This is a genomic window from Rhodococcus sp. NCIMB 12038, assembly GCF_002165735.1.
Lineage (GTDB): Bacteria > Actinomycetota > Actinomycetes > Mycobacteriales > Mycobacteriaceae > Rhodococcus_F.
This window is the reverse complement of record NZ_NHML01000001.1, coordinates 417,671-436,969: the sequence shown is the minus strand read 5'-3', so window position 1 is coordinate 436,969 and position 19,299 is coordinate 417,671. Positions and strand designations below refer to the sequence as shown.

General features: G+C 68.1%; 19 protein-coding genes. 9 read left to right on the top strand and 10 right to left on the bottom strand.

Translation table 11 applies throughout. The features are described from left to right. Positions 1–2: 2 nt before the first annotated feature. From CA951_RS01950 to CA951_RS43255, 5 genes are all read right to left on the bottom strand, one after another. Positions 3–1,337 carry a hypothetical protein gene (locus CA951_RS01950; protein ID WP_087555220.1) on the bottom strand — a complete coding sequence of 445 codons (1,335 nt, stop codon included), beginning with the start codon at positions 1,335–1,337 and terminating at the stop codon, positions 3–5. Next, positions 1,334–1,696 (bottom strand): hypothetical protein, encoded by a 363-nt coding sequence (locus tag CA951_RS01945; protein ID WP_087555219.1) that lies wholly within the window; start codon positions 1,694–1,696, stop codon positions 1,334–1,336. Before CA951_RS01945 ends, CA951_RS01950 begins: the two co-directional genes overlap by 4 nt. Beyond that, positions 1,697–1,891 carry a hypothetical protein gene (locus CA951_RS01940; RefSeq protein ID WP_087555218.1) on the bottom strand — a complete coding sequence of 65 codons (195 nt, stop codon included), beginning with the start codon at positions 1,889–1,891 and terminating at the stop codon, positions 1,697–1,699. Next, on the bottom strand, positions 1,888–3,738 hold the full coding sequence (locus CA951_RS01935) for a hypothetical protein (RefSeq protein ID WP_087555217.1): 1,851 nt from the start codon (positions 3,736–3,738) through the stop codon (positions 1,888–1,890). The genes CA951_RS01940 and CA951_RS01935 overlap by 4 nt, the downstream gene beginning before the upstream one ends. Positions 3,739–3,814: 76 nt before the next feature. Then, positions 3,815–3,976 carry a hypothetical protein gene (locus tag CA951_RS43255; protein WP_179220075.1) on the bottom strand — a complete coding sequence of 54 codons (162 nt, stop codon included), beginning with the start codon at positions 3,974–3,976 and terminating at the stop codon, positions 3,815–3,817. Positions 3,977–4,001: 25 nt separating this feature from the next. Between CA951_RS43255 and CA951_RS01930 the strand changes: the two genes are divergently transcribed. Continuing rightward, positions 4,002–4,514 (top strand): CGNR zinc finger domain-containing protein, encoded by a 513-nt coding sequence (locus tag CA951_RS01930; RefSeq protein WP_087555216.1) that lies wholly within the window; start codon positions 4,002–4,004, stop codon positions 4,512–4,514. 19 nt (positions 4,515–4,533) lie between these two features. Here CA951_RS01930 and CA951_RS01925 read toward each other — a convergent pair whose 3' ends face one another. The 3 genes from CA951_RS01925 to CA951_RS01915 are packed head-to-tail and all read right to left on the bottom strand — an operon-like array spanning position 4,534 to position 6,622. Beyond that, positions 4,534–4,965, bottom strand: a complete 432-nt coding sequence (locus tag CA951_RS01925) for a VOC family protein (protein ID WP_087555215.1) — start codon at positions 4,963–4,965, stop codon at positions 4,534–4,536. Positions 4,966–5,018: 53 nt separating this feature from the next. Continuing rightward, complete coding sequence (locus CA951_RS01920) at positions 5,019–5,432, bottom strand: helix-turn-helix transcriptional regulator (RefSeq protein ID WP_087555214.1); 414 nt, start codon at positions 5,430–5,432, stop codon at positions 5,019–5,021. Positions 5,433–5,452: 20 nt separating this feature from the next. Continuing rightward, entirely contained in the window at positions 5,453–6,622 is a 1,170-nt protein-coding gene (locus CA951_RS01915) for an LLM class flavin-dependent oxidoreductase (RefSeq protein WP_087555213.1), read from the bottom strand. Between the two features lie 137 nt (positions 6,623–6,759). On the opposite strand from CA951_RS01915, the gene CA951_RS01910 reads away from it, so the two are divergent. From CA951_RS01910 to CA951_RS01900, 3 genes are all read left to right on the top strand, one after another. Further along, positions 6,760–8,085: an MFS transporter gene (locus tag CA951_RS01910; RefSeq protein ID WP_087555212.1), complete on the top strand. Its 1,326-nt coding sequence runs from the start codon at positions 6,760–6,762 to the stop codon at positions 8,083–8,085. 125 nt (positions 8,086–8,210) lie between these two features. Next, positions 8,211–8,924, top strand: a complete 714-nt coding sequence (locus CA951_RS01905) for a TetR/AcrR family transcriptional regulator (RefSeq protein ID WP_087555211.1) — start codon at positions 8,211–8,213, stop codon at positions 8,922–8,924. Continuing rightward, the gene (locus CA951_RS01900) at positions 8,921–10,570 is read left to right on the top strand and encodes an FAD-binding dehydrogenase (protein WP_087555210.1); all 1,650 of its coding nucleotides are present in this window, start codon (positions 8,921–8,923) and stop codon (positions 10,568–10,570) included. The genes CA951_RS01905 and CA951_RS01900 overlap by 4 nt, the downstream gene beginning before the upstream one ends. A 43-nt stretch (positions 10,571–10,613) precedes the next feature. On the opposite strand, the gene sfnG is transcribed toward CA951_RS01900, so the two are convergent. Continuing rightward, positions 10,614–11,729 carry a dimethylsulfone monooxygenase SfnG gene (gene sfnG, locus CA951_RS01895; RefSeq protein WP_087555339.1) on the bottom strand — a complete coding sequence of 372 codons (1,116 nt, stop codon included), beginning with the start codon at positions 11,727–11,729 and terminating at the stop codon, positions 10,614–10,616. 100 nt (positions 11,730–11,829) lie between these two features. Here sfnG and CA951_RS01890 point away from each other — a divergent pair, with 100 nt between their 5' ends. From CA951_RS01890 to CA951_RS01880, 3 genes are all read left to right on the top strand, one after another. Then, a complete protein-coding gene (locus CA951_RS01890; protein ID WP_087555338.1) occupies positions 11,830–13,095 on the top strand; it encodes an acyl-CoA dehydrogenase family protein in 1,266 nt (421 codons plus the stop codon). Beyond that, a complete protein-coding gene (locus CA951_RS01885) occupies positions 13,092–14,315 on the top strand; it encodes an acyl-CoA dehydrogenase family protein (RefSeq protein WP_087555209.1) in 1,224 nt (407 codons plus the stop codon). Before CA951_RS01890 ends, CA951_RS01885 begins: the two co-directional genes overlap by 4 nt. A gap of 79 nt (positions 14,316–14,394) precedes the next feature. Next, positions 14,395–15,606, top strand: a complete 1,212-nt coding sequence (locus CA951_RS01880; protein WP_087555208.1) for an SfnB family sulfur acquisition oxidoreductase — start codon at positions 14,395–14,397, stop codon at positions 15,604–15,606. A gap of 60 nt (positions 15,607–15,666) precedes the next feature. On the opposite strand, the gene CA951_RS01875 is transcribed toward CA951_RS01880, so the two are convergent. Beyond that, positions 15,667–17,139: a DUF4185 domain-containing protein gene (locus CA951_RS01875; RefSeq protein WP_087555207.1), complete on the bottom strand. Its 1,473-nt coding sequence runs from the start codon at positions 17,137–17,139 to the stop codon at positions 15,667–15,669. A 482-nt stretch (positions 17,140–17,621) separates the two neighbouring features. Between CA951_RS01875 and CA951_RS01870 the strand changes: the two genes are divergently transcribed. Further along, entirely contained in the window at positions 17,622–18,620 is a 999-nt protein-coding gene (locus CA951_RS01870; RefSeq protein ID WP_087555206.1) for a ScbA/BarX family gamma-butyrolactone biosynthesis protein, read from the top strand. Beyond that, complete coding sequence (locus tag CA951_RS01865) at positions 18,617–19,282, top strand: HAD family phosphatase (protein WP_087555205.1); 666 nt, start codon at positions 18,617–18,619, stop codon at positions 19,280–19,282. Before CA951_RS01870 ends, CA951_RS01865 begins: the two co-directional genes overlap by 4 nt. Positions 19,283–19,299: the final 17 nt, after the last annotated feature.

The following is a 19,299-nucleotide window of genomic DNA, read 5'->3' as shown; positions in this document are numbered from 1 at the left end:
CGTCAGCCACCGAACAGCAGGTACAGCCCACCGAACGTGTAGGTGACCATGGTGAGCAGCAGTGCCAGCTGCCCGGTCAGCTGATGGCCCCGCGGCAGGAGCCGCACCGATTTGTCGTGTGCCGCAATCACTCCCAGCACGTGTCCGGCGAGGACGAACAGCACCTTGATCGACGCCGAGGCGGCCGGGTGCTCGGACAGCACGTACCAGACCTCGGCGTCGCCGAGCCCCAGCGGGTTCCATCCCCGACCCATCGGGTCGGCCAGCAGGATCACCGTCGCCTGCCCCTTCTCCACCAGATACGTCAGATAGTGCGCGAAGACGTAGCCGATGATGATCGGGATCAGCGAATGCGACAGCTGTCCCGGGAGAGCGGCGCGCTGCTCGGGCCGCAGTCCCCCGGCCGACCGCGAGGCCACCCAGAACGACACCCCGACGAAGCCGACGAATACCAGGACCCCGGCCGTGCGCGCGAGGGTGGCGCCGATCGGGGAACCGATCCCGTCCACCAGACGAGACCACCAGGGGAACGCAGAGAAGCTGTCGAAGGCCGTGGACCCCAGCAGGGTTGCCATCAACGCGACCGAGCCGGCGCGGACGGGCATCGACCCCAGGTGGTCCAGCGGGTTGCGCAGGACGATCCGTCCGCTCGGCCGGTCGCGGCTCAGCGGAGACAGCCGCGACGCCAGCGTGCTGTACACCTCGAACGGATCGCCCCGCTCGCACCAGCGCTCGCCGCACAGAAACGCCCCGGCCGTCGTGACCACGACATACACGAGCAGCCACGTCCGCACCGCGGCCACGGAACCCGGGTCGCCGGAGGCCAGTTCCAGCCAGACGAAGGCGAACAGTCCCGCGACCGCGGGCCAATAGCCCCACGAGTTGCGGTACCGCGCATCGTTTTCCGCCGGCGAGTGGCCGATCGCCGCGCACACCGACCGGTGCACGGTGCGGACCGGGGAGAGCACCCGCCAGACCGGACCGAACGCCAGCGACGCCGCGACCAGCCCCACCCAGAGCAGCACGTAGAACGCGCCCGGCAGTGCGTTCTCCGACGATTCCGAGGGTCCGAAGAAGGCGGCGAGGGCCACCCACACCGCGAACACCACACCGGTCGCGGCCAGCACGTGGCGCGTGGCGGGCGCGTCGGCGAACCGGGTCACCCAGCCGGGCAGCCTGCGCCCCGGGTTGTCCGGATCCAGCTTCGGGGTGCGCCACGCGAACGCCAGCACCACGAAGGACACGGTGAGCGCCCAACTCGCCCCGATCAGCGCATACGTGAACGGGATGGGAAGGTCGGTGGATCCGCCGAGGCCGTGCGCGAGAACAGCGGTCATGGACGCACGAGCAGGGTGGCCACCGTCTTACCCGTGTCGTGCGATTCCACCGCCACCTGGCCCGGAACGTCAACGGAGAACTGGGTTTCCTGCGTTCCGGGGTGAATCTCGAACGAGCGCTCCGGAACGGCGTGCACGTGCAACTCGTCGTCGGCGTCGCTGTCGATCCGCACCGTGATGTTCTCCCCCACCGTGGCCTCGATGCGCTCGTTGCCCGGTGTGACCGTACCGTTCTCGATCACGACGTCGATCACGACACCGCCCTCCGTCGCCGGGGTGTCGTCGTCGCCTCCGCAGCCCGACACCAGGGCCACGACGACAGCGGGCATCACGACAAGTCCGGCCAACCGCCTGATCACCTAGTTCTCCTCGTCTTTCTCGCTCGGGCCGTGCTTCGCGTTCTCGGCATTCTCGGCGGCTTCCGCCTTGCGGTCCCGGACCGCCAGGTAGATGACCAGCCCGGCCACCAGGAACGCGGGGACGAACGCCGGAATCGCCAGCAGCACCGAATGATCGGCGAGGTAGACGACGTCCGGATCGTGCACCGGGTTCATGTCACCGTCACGTCCTCGCGGGTGCCGGTCGCCGCCTGCCCCTGTGTGTACTTGCTGATCCGGCCCGCTCCCCACGCCAGGGCGGTGATCAGCGCCAGGGTGCACACGAGCACCACCAGCGACGCGGCGCCGAACAGCCAGGACGGGTGGTCGAAGTTCCGCTCCCGCTGCAGGATGGTGATCTCCGGGACGAAGTCGCGGGTCGAGGACGCGACGGCGGGCAGTTCCTCCGCGCCGATGCCCGGGTCGCTGGGCAGGTAGATCGGGACGGCCGTCATCGTGCGCCCGTCCTGCACGCGCAGCAACGTCTTCCACGTTCCGTGGACCGGGACCGGTTCGTGCGTCCGGTAAGTGCCGGGCCCGGTGCGTTCGAGCCGGTCGACGGTGAAACCGTTGCCCAGTCCGGGGCCGCCCTGCCAGGACAGGATGGACACCCACGCCGGATCGTCGCTCACGAGATCGGGTGGGTCGATTCGCACCTCCGCGTCGACCATGCGGCCGCCGTCCGGGGCGGCCTCCGTGAGAGCGATCGTCGCCGTGGCGTTGTCCGGGACCGCGGTGACCAGGCCGTTGGCCGTGGCACCGGCGATCACCACGACGGTGGCGACGACGATGGTGCGGCTGATCGCGGGGCGCGGAAGACCCTCGGATCGGAGCACCCGCGCGAGAAGGGCGCCACAGGCTCCGGCCGCGATGCCGACGGGCACGGCCATGGCCAGCGCCTCCGGCCACATGCTGGTGGGCCAGGGGTAGATGTACACGGCGTCGATCCACAGCGACTCGAGCCACAGCCCGACCGTCGCGACGAGGAGTCCACCGACGGCACCGAAGGCCACCCGGTTCTTGATCAGTGGTGTCAGAGCGAGCAGTTCGATCACCACCGCGGCGCCGAGGCACAGTTCGAACACGTTGGTGGGGGCACCGAGAACCGGTCCGACCACCAGAGCCGTGATCGCGCGCACGACGCCTGCCACCGCCACGGCCACGATCGCCGCGAACGGTCCGAGGACGATACGGGCCGCCACCAGGGTGAACGCGGCTGCTCCGGCAATCATCATCGGCTGCAGGACGAGGCGGAACTGCTCGACGCCGAAGTCGTATTCGATCTGGAAGACGGACAGGCCGATCAGCAGGCCGCCGAACATGCCGCACCGCAGGAACCAGATGAGCCTGCTGTCCGGCTTCACCTCCCCGGGGGTCGCCATCCGGCCCTCGTAGTCCAGGAGCAGGACGCCGATCAGCGACAGTCCCGCACCGCCGATCAGCATCAGGTGCGTCGGCCCCCATAGCGTGACGTCCTGACCGAAGATGCGGTGCCAGACGTCGTCGAGCGGGAACCCGATGAGGGCGTACAGACCCGCTCCGGCCACGAGGACGCCGCCGACCGGGACGTACCAGGTGCGGGTGATCTTGATCGCCGCACGGCCGGGTTTCTCGTCGCGCGGCAGGATCATCGCCAGCATTCCCGTGATGAACAGCAGGAACAGGCCGACGAGGATGAAGTAGTGCGCAGGGTTCGCGAGCGGCCCGTTGTCGCGGCCGCGCCCGATGTGCAGGCTGACGTCCCAGATGAAACCGAAGAACGCCGTCAGGATGGTCCCGACGAAAGTCACCAGGGGCAGGGCCACCCACGGGGGCCGGTCGAGTGCGCGCGACGCCGCGTCGGCGATCGTCTGCAGCCACGTGATCTTGCGTGTGCGGTGCAGGTACGCGATCCACAGCAGACCCACGGTGATGATCGCCGTCGCCACCGTGATTCCGATGATCTGGTCGAGTGCCGCACCGCCACCCTCCCCGCCCGACTGGGCAAGAATGAGTGCACTCGAAGTAACAGTAACTTGGCTCACGTGGTGATTATGTGCGTCTCGTCCCGAAAATGCCAGACCCTCGACCCGGAAACCGGCGGTCCGTATACAAATCTATTCAGATCTGCGATCGAACGTAGATATGGCTAGATTCCGCTAGCGGCGCCTCGACCAGCGACAACTGCCACCGACCGCACGCGCAGCCGAGGTAGGTGACCACGCCCGTGCTCGTGCGATGCCGGGATACTTCCTGCCAGTCGTGTTCGTGATGTTCGCTCATGCACCCAGCGTGATGTAATGGCATTGTGCATCTCAACCCTTACGGGGAGTATGCGGTCACGCTCGCCGCCGACCTCGCGAATCACCCACCCGATTCGACCGGCGAACTCGTCGACCGATGCGTCGACGCCGGCATCGTCGTCGACTTCCCCGTCACCGACGACGACCTCGCCGACGTGCTCGCCATGCTCGACCGGTGGTCGGCCATCGCCGACGCCACGAGCGACGAAGACCGGGCCGAACAGGTCAATCTCCTGCTCACGAAGGCGTCCGCGTACCCGCGACTGACCAACCACGCCGGCGACGGCTGGCACCTCCACTACCGCGACGACCAGCAGTCGCTGGCCGGGGTCCTCGAGGCACTGTTCTCCGTCGGCACCGCGCTGCACCTCGTCGGCCGGGGCATGCACCGCCTCGGCCGCTGCGCGCTCGAGGAATGCACCGCCATCTACGCCGACACCTCCCGCAACGGCCGTCAGCGGTACTGCTCACCCAAGTGCGCGAACCGGGACGCCGTACGACGTCACCGGGCGCGCTGACACTTGGCGGTGGGGTTGGTCAGTGCGCGAAATCTTCCCCCGTGTACTCCCGCTTCTCCACCAGCACCAGCCAGTTGCCGGAGTTGTCCCGCATCACCGCCTCGACGCCGTAGGGCCGTTCGGCCGGCGGCTGCGTGAACTCGACGCCCTTGGCGACCAGATCCTTGTACGTCCCGTGACAGTCGGTGGTGGTGAGCCCGAATCCGCCCATCGTCCCGCTCGCCAGCGACCGGCGGACCGCCTCCGCCATGTCGGCGTCGAGCGGCGGCCCCGGCCGCATCAGCGTGACCTCGAGCTCCGGGTGGTCGGGGTGCAGGATCGTCACCCACCGGAACCCGTCGCCCATCGTGACGTCGGTGCCCGGGGCGAAACCCAGTGTGTCGATGTAGAACTTCTTCGCGTCGTCCTGGTCGGTGACCCACAGGGTGACGAGAGAAACGTTGGTGATCATGCGACCAACCTATGTCCGGCGCGGCCGACGGCGCTTCTCCGAAATTGCGGGGTTCACCGGCGGTCGCTCAGCCCGTGCATGAACACGTAGCACCCGGGGATGCGCGGCGCCCCGTGCTCGGCGAACTTCGCCTGGTACACCGACGGTGACGTGCCGACCAGCTGACGGAACTTGGCACTGAACGACCCGAGGCTGGTGTACCCGACGAGGTGGCAGATCTCGGTGACCGTCAGGTTCGTCGCCCGCAGCAGGTCCTGGGCGCGCTCGACGCGGCGCTCCGCGAGATACACACCCGGCGTCCGGCCGTAGACCGCCGCGAAGCACCGGAGGAAGTGGTACTTCGACACCCCCGCCGTCGCCGCCAGTTCCGACAGATCCAGCGGCGAGGCGTAGTCACGATCGGCGAGGTCGCGGGCACGGCGCAGGTGCGGGAGTAGTTCCTCGGGGACCCGCCCGACCGTCGCCATGACCCCCAGTCTGGCAGCCGCTACCGACTCGAGGACAGGAACGCCGTCGACCCCGACAGATCCCCGGGCCGGTGGGTGCGGGACTGCACGAGCCCGCGGCGTTCGAGGATCGGCCGGACACCTTCGCCGAAGTTGTACGCCTCCTCCAGGTGCGGGTAGCCGGAGAGGACGAAGTGGTCGAGACCGAGCGACGCGTACTCGGCGATGCGGTCGGCGACCTCCTCGTGGGAACCGACCAGCGCGGTGCCCGCGCCGCCGCGGACCAGTCCGACACCGGACCACAGGTTGGGGGCCACCTCGAGGGCGCGCGCCCCAGCGTCCTTCGCGTACGCGCTTCCGCCGCCGTGCAGTTCGCGCATCCGCCGCTGGCCCTCGGAACCCGACCGGGCCAGGCTCTGCTGAGCCTGCTCGACCGTCGCGGGGTCGAGGGCGGACAGCAGGCGGTCGGCCTCGGCCCACGCCTCCTCGGACGTGTCTCGGCTGATCACGTGCAGCCGGATGCCGTAGCCGAGGGTGCGGCCCTGGACGTCGGCGAGGTCGCGGATCCAGGCGATCTTCGCGGCGACGGCACTGGGCGGTTCACCCCAGGTGAGGTAGGTGTCGGCGAACTGGGACGCGACGGTGCCCGCCGCCGGCGACGACCCGCCGAAGAAGATCGGCGGCACCGGATCAGGGATGCGCTGCAGCTGGGCGTTCTCCACCCGGATGTATTCGCCCGCGTAGTCGACCGGTCCCGTTCCCGCCCAAAGCTTTCGGATGACGTCGAGGAACTCGCCGCAGCGCGCGTAGCGCTGGGTCTTGTCGAGGTAGTCGCCGTAGGTGCGCTGTTCGTGGTCCTCACCGCCGGTCACGACGTTCAGCAGGAGCCGTCCCTGCGACTGCCACTGGAACGTCGCCGCCATCTGCGCGGCCAGCGTTGGGCTGAGCAGGCCCGGCCGCAGCGCGACCAGGAACTTCAACGTCTCTGTGGTCTCCAGCATCATGGCCGTGGTGAGCCAGGCGTCCTCGCACCACGCGCCGGTGGGCGTCAGCACCGATTCGAATCCGCTCGACTCCGCCGCCGCGCCGATCTGGTTGAGGTATCGCAGCGTCGCCGGCCGGTCACCCGCCATGGAACTCCCGTGACCGCCTGCCATCAGGTTGCGGGAATCACCGTAGGTGGGAAGGAACCAGTGGAAATGAAGAGACACGCGCGATCCTCTTGTCGACGACAGATGGGCAGCGCAGGCCAGTTCATCAACGACGCAGCCGGGCCGCGAGGGTTTCGATCACCGTGATTCAGAGTAGTGCAGCACCGACGCGAACGGCGTTAGCGTCGCCCCCCGTTATGACTACGCTGTCCGACGCCCCGTACACGTCCTCACCGGAATCCGACCTCGAGCGCCGCAAGCGGCTCCGCACCGTCGTCGCCGCCAGCCTGCTGGGTACGACAGTCGAGTGGTACGACTTCTTCCTCTACGCCACAGCCGCCAGTCTGGTGTTCAACCAGCTGTTCTTCCCCGACCAGAGTTCGTTCGTCGGCACCATGCTGGCGTTCGCCACGTTCGCGGTCGGTTTCGTGGTCCGGCCGATCGGCGGAGTCGTGTTCGGCCACATCGGCGACCGCATCGGACGGAAGAAGACGCTCGCGCTCACCATGTTCATCATGGGCATCGCCACCGCCCTGATGGGTGTGCTGCCGACCGCCGCACAGGTCGGGGTGATCGCGCCGGTGCTGCTGCTCCTGCTCCGCGTCCTGCAGGGGTTCGCGCTGGGCGGTGAATGGGCGGGCGCCGTGCTCCTCGCCGTCGAACACAGTCCGGCGAAGAGACGCGGCATCTTCGGCAGCATCCCCCAGATCGGTCTGGCACTGGGACTCGCTCTGGGCACCGGCGTCTTCGCCGCGTTGCAGACGATCTTCGACGACGCCCAGTTCCTCACGTACGGCTGGCGAATTGCGTTCCTGCTCAGCCTGATTCTCGTGTTCGTCGGATTCGTGGTCCGGCTGAAGGTCGAGGAGACCCCGGCGTTCCAGGAGGTGCACGACCTCGAGAAACGCTCCTCCGCTCCACTGAAGGACGTGTTCCGCGGCCGGGTGCGCCGGGGCAGCATCCTCGGCCTGCTCTCCCGGTGGGGTGAGGGCGCCGCCTTCAACACGTGGGGCGTCTTCGCGATCACGTACGCCACCAAGGACCTGGAGTTCGCGAAGATTCCCGTTCTCCTCGTCGTCACCGTCGCCGCGACGGTCATGGCGGTGCTCCTGCCGTTCTCCGGCCTGCTCGTCGACCGGTACGGGGCCAAGCGGATCTACCTCATCGGGATCGGGGCCTACGGACTCGCCGTCTTCCCCGCGTTCGCCTTGTTCGGGACGGAAGATCTCGTCCTGTTCGGCGTCGCGATGGTGCTCGTGTTCGGCGTCGTCCACGCTCTTTTCTACGGCGCGCAGGGCACGCTGTACGCGAGCCTGTATCCCACCGAGATCCGCTACACCGGACTGTCCGTCGTGTACCAGTTCTCCGGGATCTACGCCTCCGGCATCACGCCGATGATCCTCACCGCCCTGATCGCCGCCGGCGGCGGAACCCCGTGGCTGGCCTGCGGGTACCTCGTCGCCACCTCGGTCGTCAGCGTCGTGGCGACCGCGCTGATCCGGAAGCAGGACCTCTACCTCTGAGACGCCTCTATCTCTGAGACCGCCGACCTCGCCGAGCGGGCTGCGCTGAACCGAATTCGATACACCGGTGTATCCGATACGCTAGTGTATCGACGGTTGCTGTCGACCCGATCGGAGGAGAGGCCATGCCGACGTCACCGGCCCGCTCCTCCGAGCCTGCCACCGGCACACCCCGGAGGGTGACGAAACGGCGCGGCCAGACTCGGCAGCGACTGCTCGACGCCGCCGTCGAGGTGTTCGCCGAAAACGGCTTCGGACGGTCGACGGTCGAGCAGATCTGCGAACGCGGCGGGTATACGCGCGGCGCCTTCTACTCCAACTTCGCGTCGCTGGACGAGATGTTCTTCGCCATGTGGGAACAGCGCTCCAGCGCGATGCTCGCGCACATCCGGCAGGCCGCCGACTCGTCGAGCATCGACCTCTCCGGCCTCTCGCCCGCCGACAAGCTGCGCGCCGGCACCGCACTGGTGCTCGACGTCGTCCCCGTCGACGACCAGTGGTACCGGATCAACGCGGAATTCACCGCCCACGCCCTGCGCAACCCGTCGCTGAAGAAGGCCCTCGCGGCCCGCGAGCACACCATTCTCGACACCATCGTGCCGATCCTCGAGACAGCAATGCACAGGCTCGGGCGCCGCATCGCCGGCGATCCCCGGGTGCTCGGCCGCGCGCTCGTGGCCCTCCACGACGGCACCAGCGTCCAGTGCCTCGTCGAAGACGAGAACGCTGCCGCGCGGGAACTGCGCGTCGAACTGTTCACCCGCGTCGTGGCCGCCTACACCGAACCCGACACCACCACCACCCACACCCACACACACCGGAAAGAGGGGTCCTCGTGACCGAACAGGCTGATGTGATCGTCGTCGGCGCCGGACTGGCCGGACTCGTCGCCACCTATGAGATGGCCAAGGCAGGCAAGAAGGTCCTCGTCGTCGACCAGGAGAGTTCGGCGAATCTCGGCGGGCAGGCCTTCTGGTCGCTCGGCGGCCTGTTCCTCGTCGACAGCCCCGAACAACGGCGCCTCGGCATCAAGGACTCGTACGAACTGGCGATCCAGGACTGGATGGGCACCGCCGCCTTCGACCGCGAGCGCGAAGACCAGTGGCCGCGACTGTGGGCGCAGGCATACGTCGAATTCGCGGCCGGCGAGAAGCGGCAGTACCTCCACGACCTCGGACTGCGGTTGATGCCGAACGTCGGGTGGGCCGAACGCGGACGCGGATCCGCACTCGGACAGGGCAATTCCGTTCCCCGCTTCCACATCACCTGGGGTACCGGCCCGGGCGTCGTCGAGGTCTTCCTCACCCGCGTCGTCGCCGCGTCGAAGCGGGGACTCGTCACGTTCAAGCACCGTCACCAGGTCGACGAGATCGTCGTCACCGACGGCGCCGCCACCGGTGTGCGCGGCACCGTCCTCGAACCGTCCACCGAGGCACGCGGTGTGAAGAGCTCGCGCACCGCGGTCGGGGAGTTCGAATTCTCCGCGCAGGCCGTGGTCGTCACGTCCGGCGGCATCGGCGGCAACCCCGAACTGGTCAAGAAGAATTGGCCCGCACGACTCGGCAAGGCCCCCGAGAACATGCTCGCCGGCGTCCCCGCGCACGTCGACGGCCGCATGCTCGAGATCACCGAGAACGCAGGCGGCAACATCGTCAACCGCGACCGCATGTGGCACTACACCGAGGGCATCCAGAACTGGGACCCGACCTGGCCCAACCACGGCATCCGCATCATTCCCGGCCCGTCGTCGATGTGGTTCGACGGCAACGGCACCCGCCTGCCCAGCCCCAACTTCCCCGGTTTCGACACCATGGGCACCCTCGAGCACATCGTGAACAGCGGCCACCACCACACGTGGTTCGTCCTCGACCAGAAGATCATCGAGAAGGAGTTCGCGCTGTCGGGGTCCGAGCAGAACCCCGACATCACCGGCCGCGATTTCAAACTGCTCGCCGAACGACTCAAGAAGGGCGCCCCCGGGCCCGTCGAGGCGTTCAAGCAGCACGGCGCCGACTTCGTCGTCCGCGACAACCTCCGCGACCTCGTCGACGGCATGAACGCCCTCACCCCCGACGCACCGCTGAAGTACGAGGACCTCGAACGCGAGATCGTGGCCCGCGACCGGGAGGTGAAGAATTCCTACACCAAGGACTTCCAGGTCATGGCGATCCGCAACGCCCGGAACCTGCTGGCCGACAAGATCACCCGCGTCGTGAGCCCGCACGAGTTGCTCGACCCCAAAAACGGTCCCCTCATCGCGGTCCGGCTGCACCTGCTCACCCGCAAGACCCTCGGCGGCCTCGAGACCAACCTCGACTCGCAGGTGATCCGGCCCGACGGCACGCCGTTCGAGGGTCTCTACGCCGCCGGTGAGGTCGCCGGATTCGGCGGCGGCGGCGTCCACGGGTACAGCGCACTCGAGGGCACGTTCCTCGGCGGCTGCATCTTCTCCGGCCGGGCCGCGGGTCGCGCGCTGGCCCGGTAGGCGGCTCCGCCGCCCGTGCGTGCGTGACGAGTCCCTGGACTCGCTAACCACTCACGGGTGCGAGCCTCTCGGAAGCCTCGAGTTCGCGGACCAGCGGCAGCACGTTGGCGCCGAAGTACTCGATCTCCTCCTGGAAGTGCAGGAAACCGCCCAGGATGAGGTCGACTCCGCGACGGCGGTATTCGACGATGCGCTCGGCGACCTGCTCCGGCGTTCCGATCAGCTGCGTGCGGAATCCGTCGTTGTACTGGACGAGATCCTCGAACGTGGAATCCGCCCACATCCCCGACTTGTCGGCGGTGGACGCCCCCGCCTGCTGGACGGCGGACCGGAAGCCCCCGACCGCCGGCTTGTTGGCCTTCTCGATGATTTCGCGGAGGGTGTCGCGGGCTTCCTTCTCGGTATCGCGGGCGATGATGAAACCGTTGAGCCCGAACTTCACCTCCCGGTCGTGCTCGCGCGCCACCCGTCGCACGTCGTCGATCTGCTCGGTGACGCCGTCGTAGTCCTTGCCGTTGCTGAAGTACCAGTCGGAGTAGCGGCCCGCGTTCTGCCGGGCGGCGGCGGAGTTGCCGCCCTGGAACAGTTCCGGGTTGGGACGGTCGGGGGTGTTGAGCGGTTTCGGCTTCAGGGTGAAGTCGTGGATCCGGTAGAAATCGCCGCGGAAATCGACGTCGTCCTCGGTCCAGATCTTGCGGAGCACCTGCAGGAATTCGGCGCTGCGCCGGTACCGCTCGTCGTGCTCGAGCCACGGCTCCCCGAGGTGGGTGAATTCGTCCTTGAACCAGCCGCTCACCACGTTGACGGCGAACCGGCCGTTGGACAGATGGTCGGCCGTGGCCCCCAGTTTCGCCAGGACGGCGGGCTGCCACAGGCCGGGGTGGACCGCGGCGATCACCTTCAGCCGCTCGGTGGCCAGCAGGAGCGCGAGGCTGAAGCTCGTCGACTCGTGCTGGAACTCGGCCCCGTAGCTGGCCTCGTACCGGACCTGGCTGAGCGCGTACTCGAACCCGTTGTTCTCGGCGGTCTGGGCGAGTTTCTTGTTGTACTCGTAGTCCCAGCTGGTGCGCTGTTCGATGTCGGACGTGACCAGCCCGCCACTGACGTTGGGCACCCAGTAGGCGAACTTGATCTGCTCAGCGATGTGTTCGGTTGACATACCCAGCATGGAACCCGCCGGCCCGGCCGACGCCCACCCTTCCAATCAGCGCGCGTCCAACCCTTCACCCGGCTCGCGAGACCGTGTGAGGTTCGACGGCATGACAGCCGTACAGGAAAGAAGAGCTGCACAACCCATCGCGAGCGAGACCGACTACGACACGCTCGCCGCCAGGTTCCGTCCCCTCTTCGCGGACATCGCGGAAGGTGTGGTGGAACGCGAACGCGACCACGTCCTCCCCTACGAGCAGATCGACGCCCTGACACGGGCCGGTTTCGGGGCGGTGCGCGTGCCGAGATCCCACGGCGGATCGGGCGCGAGCATCCCCCAGCTGTTCCGGCTCCTCGCCGAACTGTCCGCGGCGGATTCCAACATCACCCAGGCGCTGCGCGGACATTTCGCGTTCGTCGAGGACCGACTGGTGGCCGCGGACGGTCCCGACCGCGACACGTGGCTTCGGAAATTCGCGGACGGTCAACTGGTCGGTAACGCGTGGACCGAGATCGGCGACGTCCCGCTCGGTGAGGCGAACACCAAGGTGTCCCCCGTTCCCGGTGAGGCCCACTTCTTCGCGAACGGGACGAAGTACTACAGCACCGGTTCGATCTTCGCCGACTGGATCGATCTGTACTCGCAGCGGACCGACACCGGTGCGTTCGTGATCGCCGCGGTCGAGGCGCGCCAGCCTGCCGTCACGCACAGTGACGACTGGAACGGTTTCGGCCAGCAGACCACCGGTTCGGGCACGTCGACGTACGAGAACGCGATCGTCCAGCCGGAGAACATCTTCGACTTCTCCACCCGGTTCAAGTACCAGACCGCGTTCTACCAGTTGTTCCACCTCGCCACACTCGCGGGCATCGCGCGGGCGGCGACGGACGCGATCGCCCGCCGGGTGGCGGCCCGGACCCGCACGTTCAGCCACGGCAACGCCCCCACCTACGCGCAGGACGCCCAGATCCAGCAGGTGGTGGGCGAGGTGTCGGCCGCCGCGCACGCCGCCGAGGCGATCGCACTGCACGCGGCGGAACCCGCCCAGTGGGCGTACGAGGCCGCGTTCACCGGCAGCCGCGAGGAGGAGAAGTCCGCCAACATCGCCGCCGAGATCGCGTCGGCGCAGGGCCAGATCTCCGCCACCGCGCTCGTCGTCCCCGCCACGGCCAAGATCTTCGATGCGCTCGGCGCGTCCGGGGTCCGCCGCGACTGGGACCTCGACCGCTTCTGGCGGAATGCACGCACGGTCGCCAGCCACAACCCCGTGGTGTTCAAGGCCAAGGTGGTCGGCGACTACGAGATCAACGGAACGGAACCCGTCTACGTGTGGGCCATCGGCACCGCACCGACCGCAGAGGGAGACAAGGCATGACCGTCATCACCGAAGAGAAGATCTGGTCGGACGCCCCGGCCACCGCCGGCGGCTGGATCGCGCGTGCGCGTGAGGTGAGCGCGATCCTCGCTCGCGACGCCGTCGAACGCGACCGCGCAGGCGGCGCACCATTCGAGGAGGTCCGGCTCCTGAAGGACAGCGGGCTCGTCACCCTGCTCGGGCCCGCCGAATTCGGCGGCGCCGGACAGCCGTGGGAGACCGCCTACCAGGTGGTCCGCGAGATCGCGCGCGGCGACGGCTCCATCGGACAGTTGCTCGGCTACCACTATCTGTGGGCGTGGGCCGCGCGGCTCGTGGGCACCGAACCGCAGATCGGCGCGGTCGAGGAGTTGTACACCAGCAACCGCTTCCTGTTCGGCGGGGCGGTCAACCCGCGCGACACCGACCTCACGATCGTCGACCGCGGCGACACGCTCGTCTACAACGGGGTGAAGTCGTTCTCGACCGGCGGCCGCGCCACCGACCTCACCGTGCTCGAGGGCATCATCGAGGGCACGGCCACACACGTGTTCGCGATCGTGCCGACGGCGCAGGACGGCATCGTGTTCCGCGGTGACTGGGACAATCTCGGGCAGCGCCTCACCGACTCCGGCTCGGTCGAGATCAACGACGTCGAGGTGGACTGGGCGGGGGCGGCCGGGTTCGTGGACAAGGAGTTCCAGCCGCTCGTCTACAACACGCTGAACTTCCCGGCGCTCGAAATCGTGTTCGCCAACTTCTACGTCGGCATCGCCCGCGGCGCACTCGACACCGCGGCCGAATACACCCGCACCCGGACCCGTCCGTGGCCGTACGGCGGCGACGACAAGGAACTGGCGACCGACGAGTGGTATCTGCGCGAGGGCTACGGCGACCTGCAGTCGAAGCTGTGGGCGGCTGAGGCGTTCGTCGATCAGGTGAACCGCGAGGCCAACGCGGTGCTGCACGACGCGCGGGAGAACCTCACCGAACAGGCGCGCGGGGATCTCGCCGTCCGTATCGCCGCCGCCAAGATCCGGGCCGCCGATGTCGCCCTCGAGATCGGCACCAAGGTGTTCGAACTGACCGGTGCGCGTGCCACGTCCAACACGGTGGGCCTCGACATCTTCTGGCGGAACGTGCGGACGCACACCCTGCACGACCCCGTCGCGTACAAGCGGCGCGAGGTGGGCGGCCACCTGCTGACCGGAGAACTTCCCGAACCCACCTGGTACACATAAAGATTCCGAACCCCGAGTCCGGCCGCCCGTCGACGGTGGCCGGATTCGGTGCGTCCGCACCACCGACCCACGGAGAACCATGACCGCCGTCCAGAACGCCCACCGCATCAGCGACGAAACCGAAGCCCTCACCGTCGCCGCCGATCTCGCCGCGCACTTCGCCGAGGAGGCGGCGGCGCGCGATTCCGGGCGGCAACTGCCGTACGAACAGGTGCGGGCGCTCGCCGCGTCCGGACTGCTCGCGCTCGGCGTTCCCCGCGAACACGGCGGCATCGACGCGCGGACCGAAACCCTCGCCGAAGTGTTCCGGCTTCTCGCCGAGGGCGATCCGAGCATCGCGCAGATCCCGCACAGCCACTACACGTTCCTCGAGGTCCTGCGTTACCAGGGCACCCCGGCGCAGCAGGAGTTCTTCTACTCCGAAGTGCTCGCGGGCCGCCAATTCGCCAACGCCCAGAGCGAGCGCGGAACGAAGACGATCGACATCGACGCCACGACACTCACCGAGCAGGGCGGGGACTTCGTCGTCGACGGTCGCAAGTTCTACAGCACGGGCGCGCTGTTCGCCGACTGGATCGCGGTGCGGGCCACGCTTCCCGGGCAGACGACGCAGGCGGGGAAACCCGCCAAGGCCGTCGCCTACCTGCCGCGGACCGCCGCCGGACTGTCGATCGTCGACGACTGGGACGGCATGGGGCAGAAGACCACCGCGAGCGGAACCGTCACCCTCGACGCCGTCCGGGTGCCCGCGTTCCACGTCGTGCCGTTCTCCCCCATCTTCGACGCACCCACCACCTACGGCTCGCAGGCGCAGATCCTGCACGCCGCCATCGACGCCGGGATCGCCGCGGCCGCGCTGAACGAGGGCGTGCGCGCCGCCCGCAGTGCGCGCCCCTACGTCGAGGCGGGCGTCACCGACGCCGTCGACGATCCTTTGCTGATCCAACTGGCCGGAGAGGCGGCGGTCGGGGTCCGGTCCGCGACGGCACTGCTCCGGGAGGGCGCGCGCAGCATCGACACGGCACGGCGCACTCTGACCGAGCAGACCGCCGCGGTCGCCTCGATCGACGCCGCCGCGGCCAAGGTCGCGGCCGCACGCGCCTCACTCGAAGCGTCGAGCGTGCTGTTCGAACTGGGCGGCACCCGCAGTGCGTCGGAAACGTCCAACCTGTCGCGGTACTGGCGCGACGCCCGCACCCACACGCTGCACGACCCCACGCGGTGGAAGATCCAGCACATCGGCCGGTGGACGCTGTCGGGCACCGTCCCGCCCCGGCACGGCCTGCTGTAGGCGGCTCCGCCGCCCGTGCGCCTTTCTGGTTGCTCCAGCTACCAAAAAGGCGCACGGGCGCTACGCGCCTATGTCCGCCTTCATCAGGAAGACGTTGTAGTCCGACCACGTCGACATCGTGAAGTACAGTTCGTCGCCGCTGGACCACGGGTGGATGAAGCCGCCGTACAGTTCCGGGTATTCGGCGGCGCTGACCATCGGCGCCCCGCCGGACCAGACGCCCTGCGGCGAGTCGGACTCACGGAGCACGATGGCCGCCTTGGACGTGTCGAGGTAGGCCATCTGCCACTTGCCCGTGGCTTCCTCGTAGCGCACGGACAGTTCGGCGGCGGGGGCGTCCACGATCGGCGTCGCCTCCGTGTACCCGCCGACCGGCGTCCAGTTACCGTTCTGCCAGTACTGGTACGCGGACGTGTTGAGCACGTCGGCGGCCGGGACGCGCGCCAGACCGATGGCGCCGAGCCTCGTGTTGGGGGTGCCGAACATGTACACGAAGTCGCCGGCCGGGACCATCGACGCGACCTGGAACTTGGTGACCCCGAAGATGTTGTCCCACTTCGCGTACGGGTCCTTGGTCCAGGTCGATCCGCCGTCGTCGGAGTAGGCGATGCCGCCGTAGTTCGTCCACCACGTGGCGGGGATGCTGTTCCAGGTGCGGATCGACATGTAGCTCATGTACTGCCGATTCCCGACGGCGAAACCGGACGTGGGGATGGTGGTGATCTCGATGTTGTCCAGTTTGCGGCTGTCGAGCAGTTCCGCCGCGTGGCACCGGCTGTCCTGGACCATGCTGTCGAGGCTCATGCCGTCGGACAGGTTGCGGTCGGAGCTGAAACCGAGGACGTTGCTGCGCCAGTCGTCGCCCTGACCACCGGGCGGCTGGAATCCCTTGCCGACGGTGTCACCGAATGCGACGGCGACCTGGTCGGGGGCGCTCTCCCAGATGATGCCGAGGTCGGTGCCGTTGACCTGGTAGCGCTTGTCGGTGCGGCTGACGGAGCCGGCGCCGGTCACCTTGGCCACGCGGGTCACGTCGCCGATCTTCGGGGTCGCCGGGGCCGCGCTACGCGGGGCCTCCTCGGTCGCGGGGTGGACGAGGGGCGGCGGCGGGGGCAGTTGGATGTCGGCGCCCGGCACGGGAATGCCGAAGTGGAAGGGCGTGAACTTCACGCTGACGTCCGGGATGTTCAGCTCGCTCGACAGGTTTCCCGGGCCCTGGTCGGTCTCGTCGGTGAGATCGGGGCACGGGTCGGTGCACGTGTCGGCGGGCAGCGCCTGCGAGACGCGGACGGGGTCCGTGACCGGGGCGGGATAGGGCACGGTCGTGATCTTCGGGTACGGGATCGGGATCTCGAGCTTGTCCGGGATGAGCGAGTGCGTCTCGTTGGACACCTCGCTCGCGCAGGGTCCGCTGCCGGGGATTCCGTTGGCTACCGGCTCGGGTTCCGCAACCGCAGCGTTCTGGTTGGAGTAGGCAATCATGCCCGAACCGATCGCCACAGCCGCGACCGACGCGATCCACCTCTTCGACATTCCCCGACCCCTCCGTCAACTCCGGCCACACCCGGCGAGGGGAACATAACATCGCCCTCCTACGCTCGCCGGTCACCACACGCCATACCTGGCGGTAACATTTGCGTCCCGATCCGGGAACGAAGGCTGTGACTCCTGACACGCGGCAGCAGAAGTTGACCGTACTCGGAGTCACTGATACCGCAGGTCAACGACTTTCGCCCGTCGCGTTCGCAGGCCGGACACCGTCGGATGATCGGTGAACACCCGATTTCATGTGTTGACGCTCCGGGTCGCCCGGTATTCACTGATCGTGCGCATTCACCGGGACTCCCGGCCCGCGACGAGACCCCGTGCTCGTCGCCCTCCGCGCTGCGGGTCCGCCCGCGTTCTTCCGCTCCAGCGCGACACCCCGTTCTGCACGGGTCCCGCACCCCAGTGATCACCGCCTCGACCGGCGGTATCGACCCGTGCGAATTCCGCTGTCAACGAAAGGAATCGACATGACCGCCGTCCTGGAACCGACCCTGTCCTATTCTTCGTCCATCCCCCGGGCGCACGTGCACCGCGCCGCGATCTGCGAGGTCTTCCTCACCGACATCACTTGCGAGAGCTATCCCCGATTCCTGCTCGGCGTGCAGCTTCCGCGGGTGCACAGCTACTACAGCGATCACAATATCGTTGCGCGGCAGTATGATCCGCTCCTCCTTCTCGAGACGTTCCGGCAGGCGTCGATCCTGATCTCACATCGGGGCGTCGACGCGCCACTCGACGCAAAGTTCGTGTTCAACGCCGGAGCGCTCGAGGTCGCCGATCTCGACGCCGTGCGAGTGGGTCCCGCACCCGCCGCCGGTGTTCTGGACGCCACGATCACCGCGGAGAAGAGGCGGGGCGCCGACATCGTCGGAATCACGCTCGAGATGACCCTGGCGCTGGACGGGGCGGCCGCCGCCACCATGAGCATGACCATCCAGTGGATGCCCGGCCACGCGTGGGACCGCCTCCGGCACCGGGGCCGGGCACCGCTGCGACTCGAACCCGCCCGTCCGCATCCGTTGCACGAGCGGGTCGAGCCTCGGGAGGTGGCTCGACATTCGTTCGACAATGTGGTGCTGAGCCGGGTCGAGATCGACGGCGACACCGTGCGTAGCCAGGTTCTGGTGGATCAGTCCCACCCGGGCCTCTTCGACCATCCCCTCGACCACGTGCCGGGTGCGGTGATCTTCGAGGCCATGCGTCAGACGGCCCTCGTCGCTGCGCACGAATTGTTCGGTCTGTCACCGCGGATGCTCGTGCTCGTCGGGTGCGACACCGTCTTCGAGAGTTTCGGTGAACTGGAATTGCCGACCGATTGCGCGGCCGTCGCCGAGGCGGAGATCTGCTCCCGCCAGGTCGTCCTGTCCGTCACTCTGGCGCAGGAGGGCAGGCAGATCGCCCACGGCCGGGTCACCCTGCACCGGGTGAGCGCCTCGACTGCCGCCCTCGAACGGATCGTCCGATGACGACGCTCGACGACACCATGGTGTGGTTCGACTTCGGTGGCGTACTGTCACCCCCGCTCCCGGACCTCTTCACCGCGTACGAGGCGAAGACGGGTGTCTCCCCCGCCGCTCTGCAGGCGGCGATGCAGGCGGTCGGCCATGACCTCGGCGCGCATCCCCTCGCCCCGATCGAACTGGCCCAGATCACCGAACGGGAGTGGGGTGCGCGGCTGAGGGAGCACCTCGCTGTCGCCGACCCGGCCCTGGACCTGACCCGCGCACGGCTGGAGACGTTCGGCGAACAGTGGTTCGACGGCATCACCGTCAACACGTCGATGGCCGCCGCAGTACGCGGGCTGAAGGCTCACGGTCTGCGCGTGGGCGTCCTGTCGAACAACGTGGTCGAGTGGGAGCGGTTCTGGAGGCCGATCATCGAACCCGCAGGCCCGCTCGATGCGCTCGTCGACTCTTGCCTGGTCGGCGCGCGCAAGCCGGACCCGCAGATCTTCGCGATCGCGGAGAAGACGGCCGGTGTCCACGCCGGCCAGTGCATCCTGATCGACGACCTGGAGCAGAACGTGCATGCGGCGCGCAAGAGCGGTTGGCGTGCAATTCATTTCCGCAGCAACGCCCAGGCGTCGAGCGAACTGTCCCGGCTGACCGGCGTCGCCGCAGTCCTGTGAATCCCACCAACAGAAGG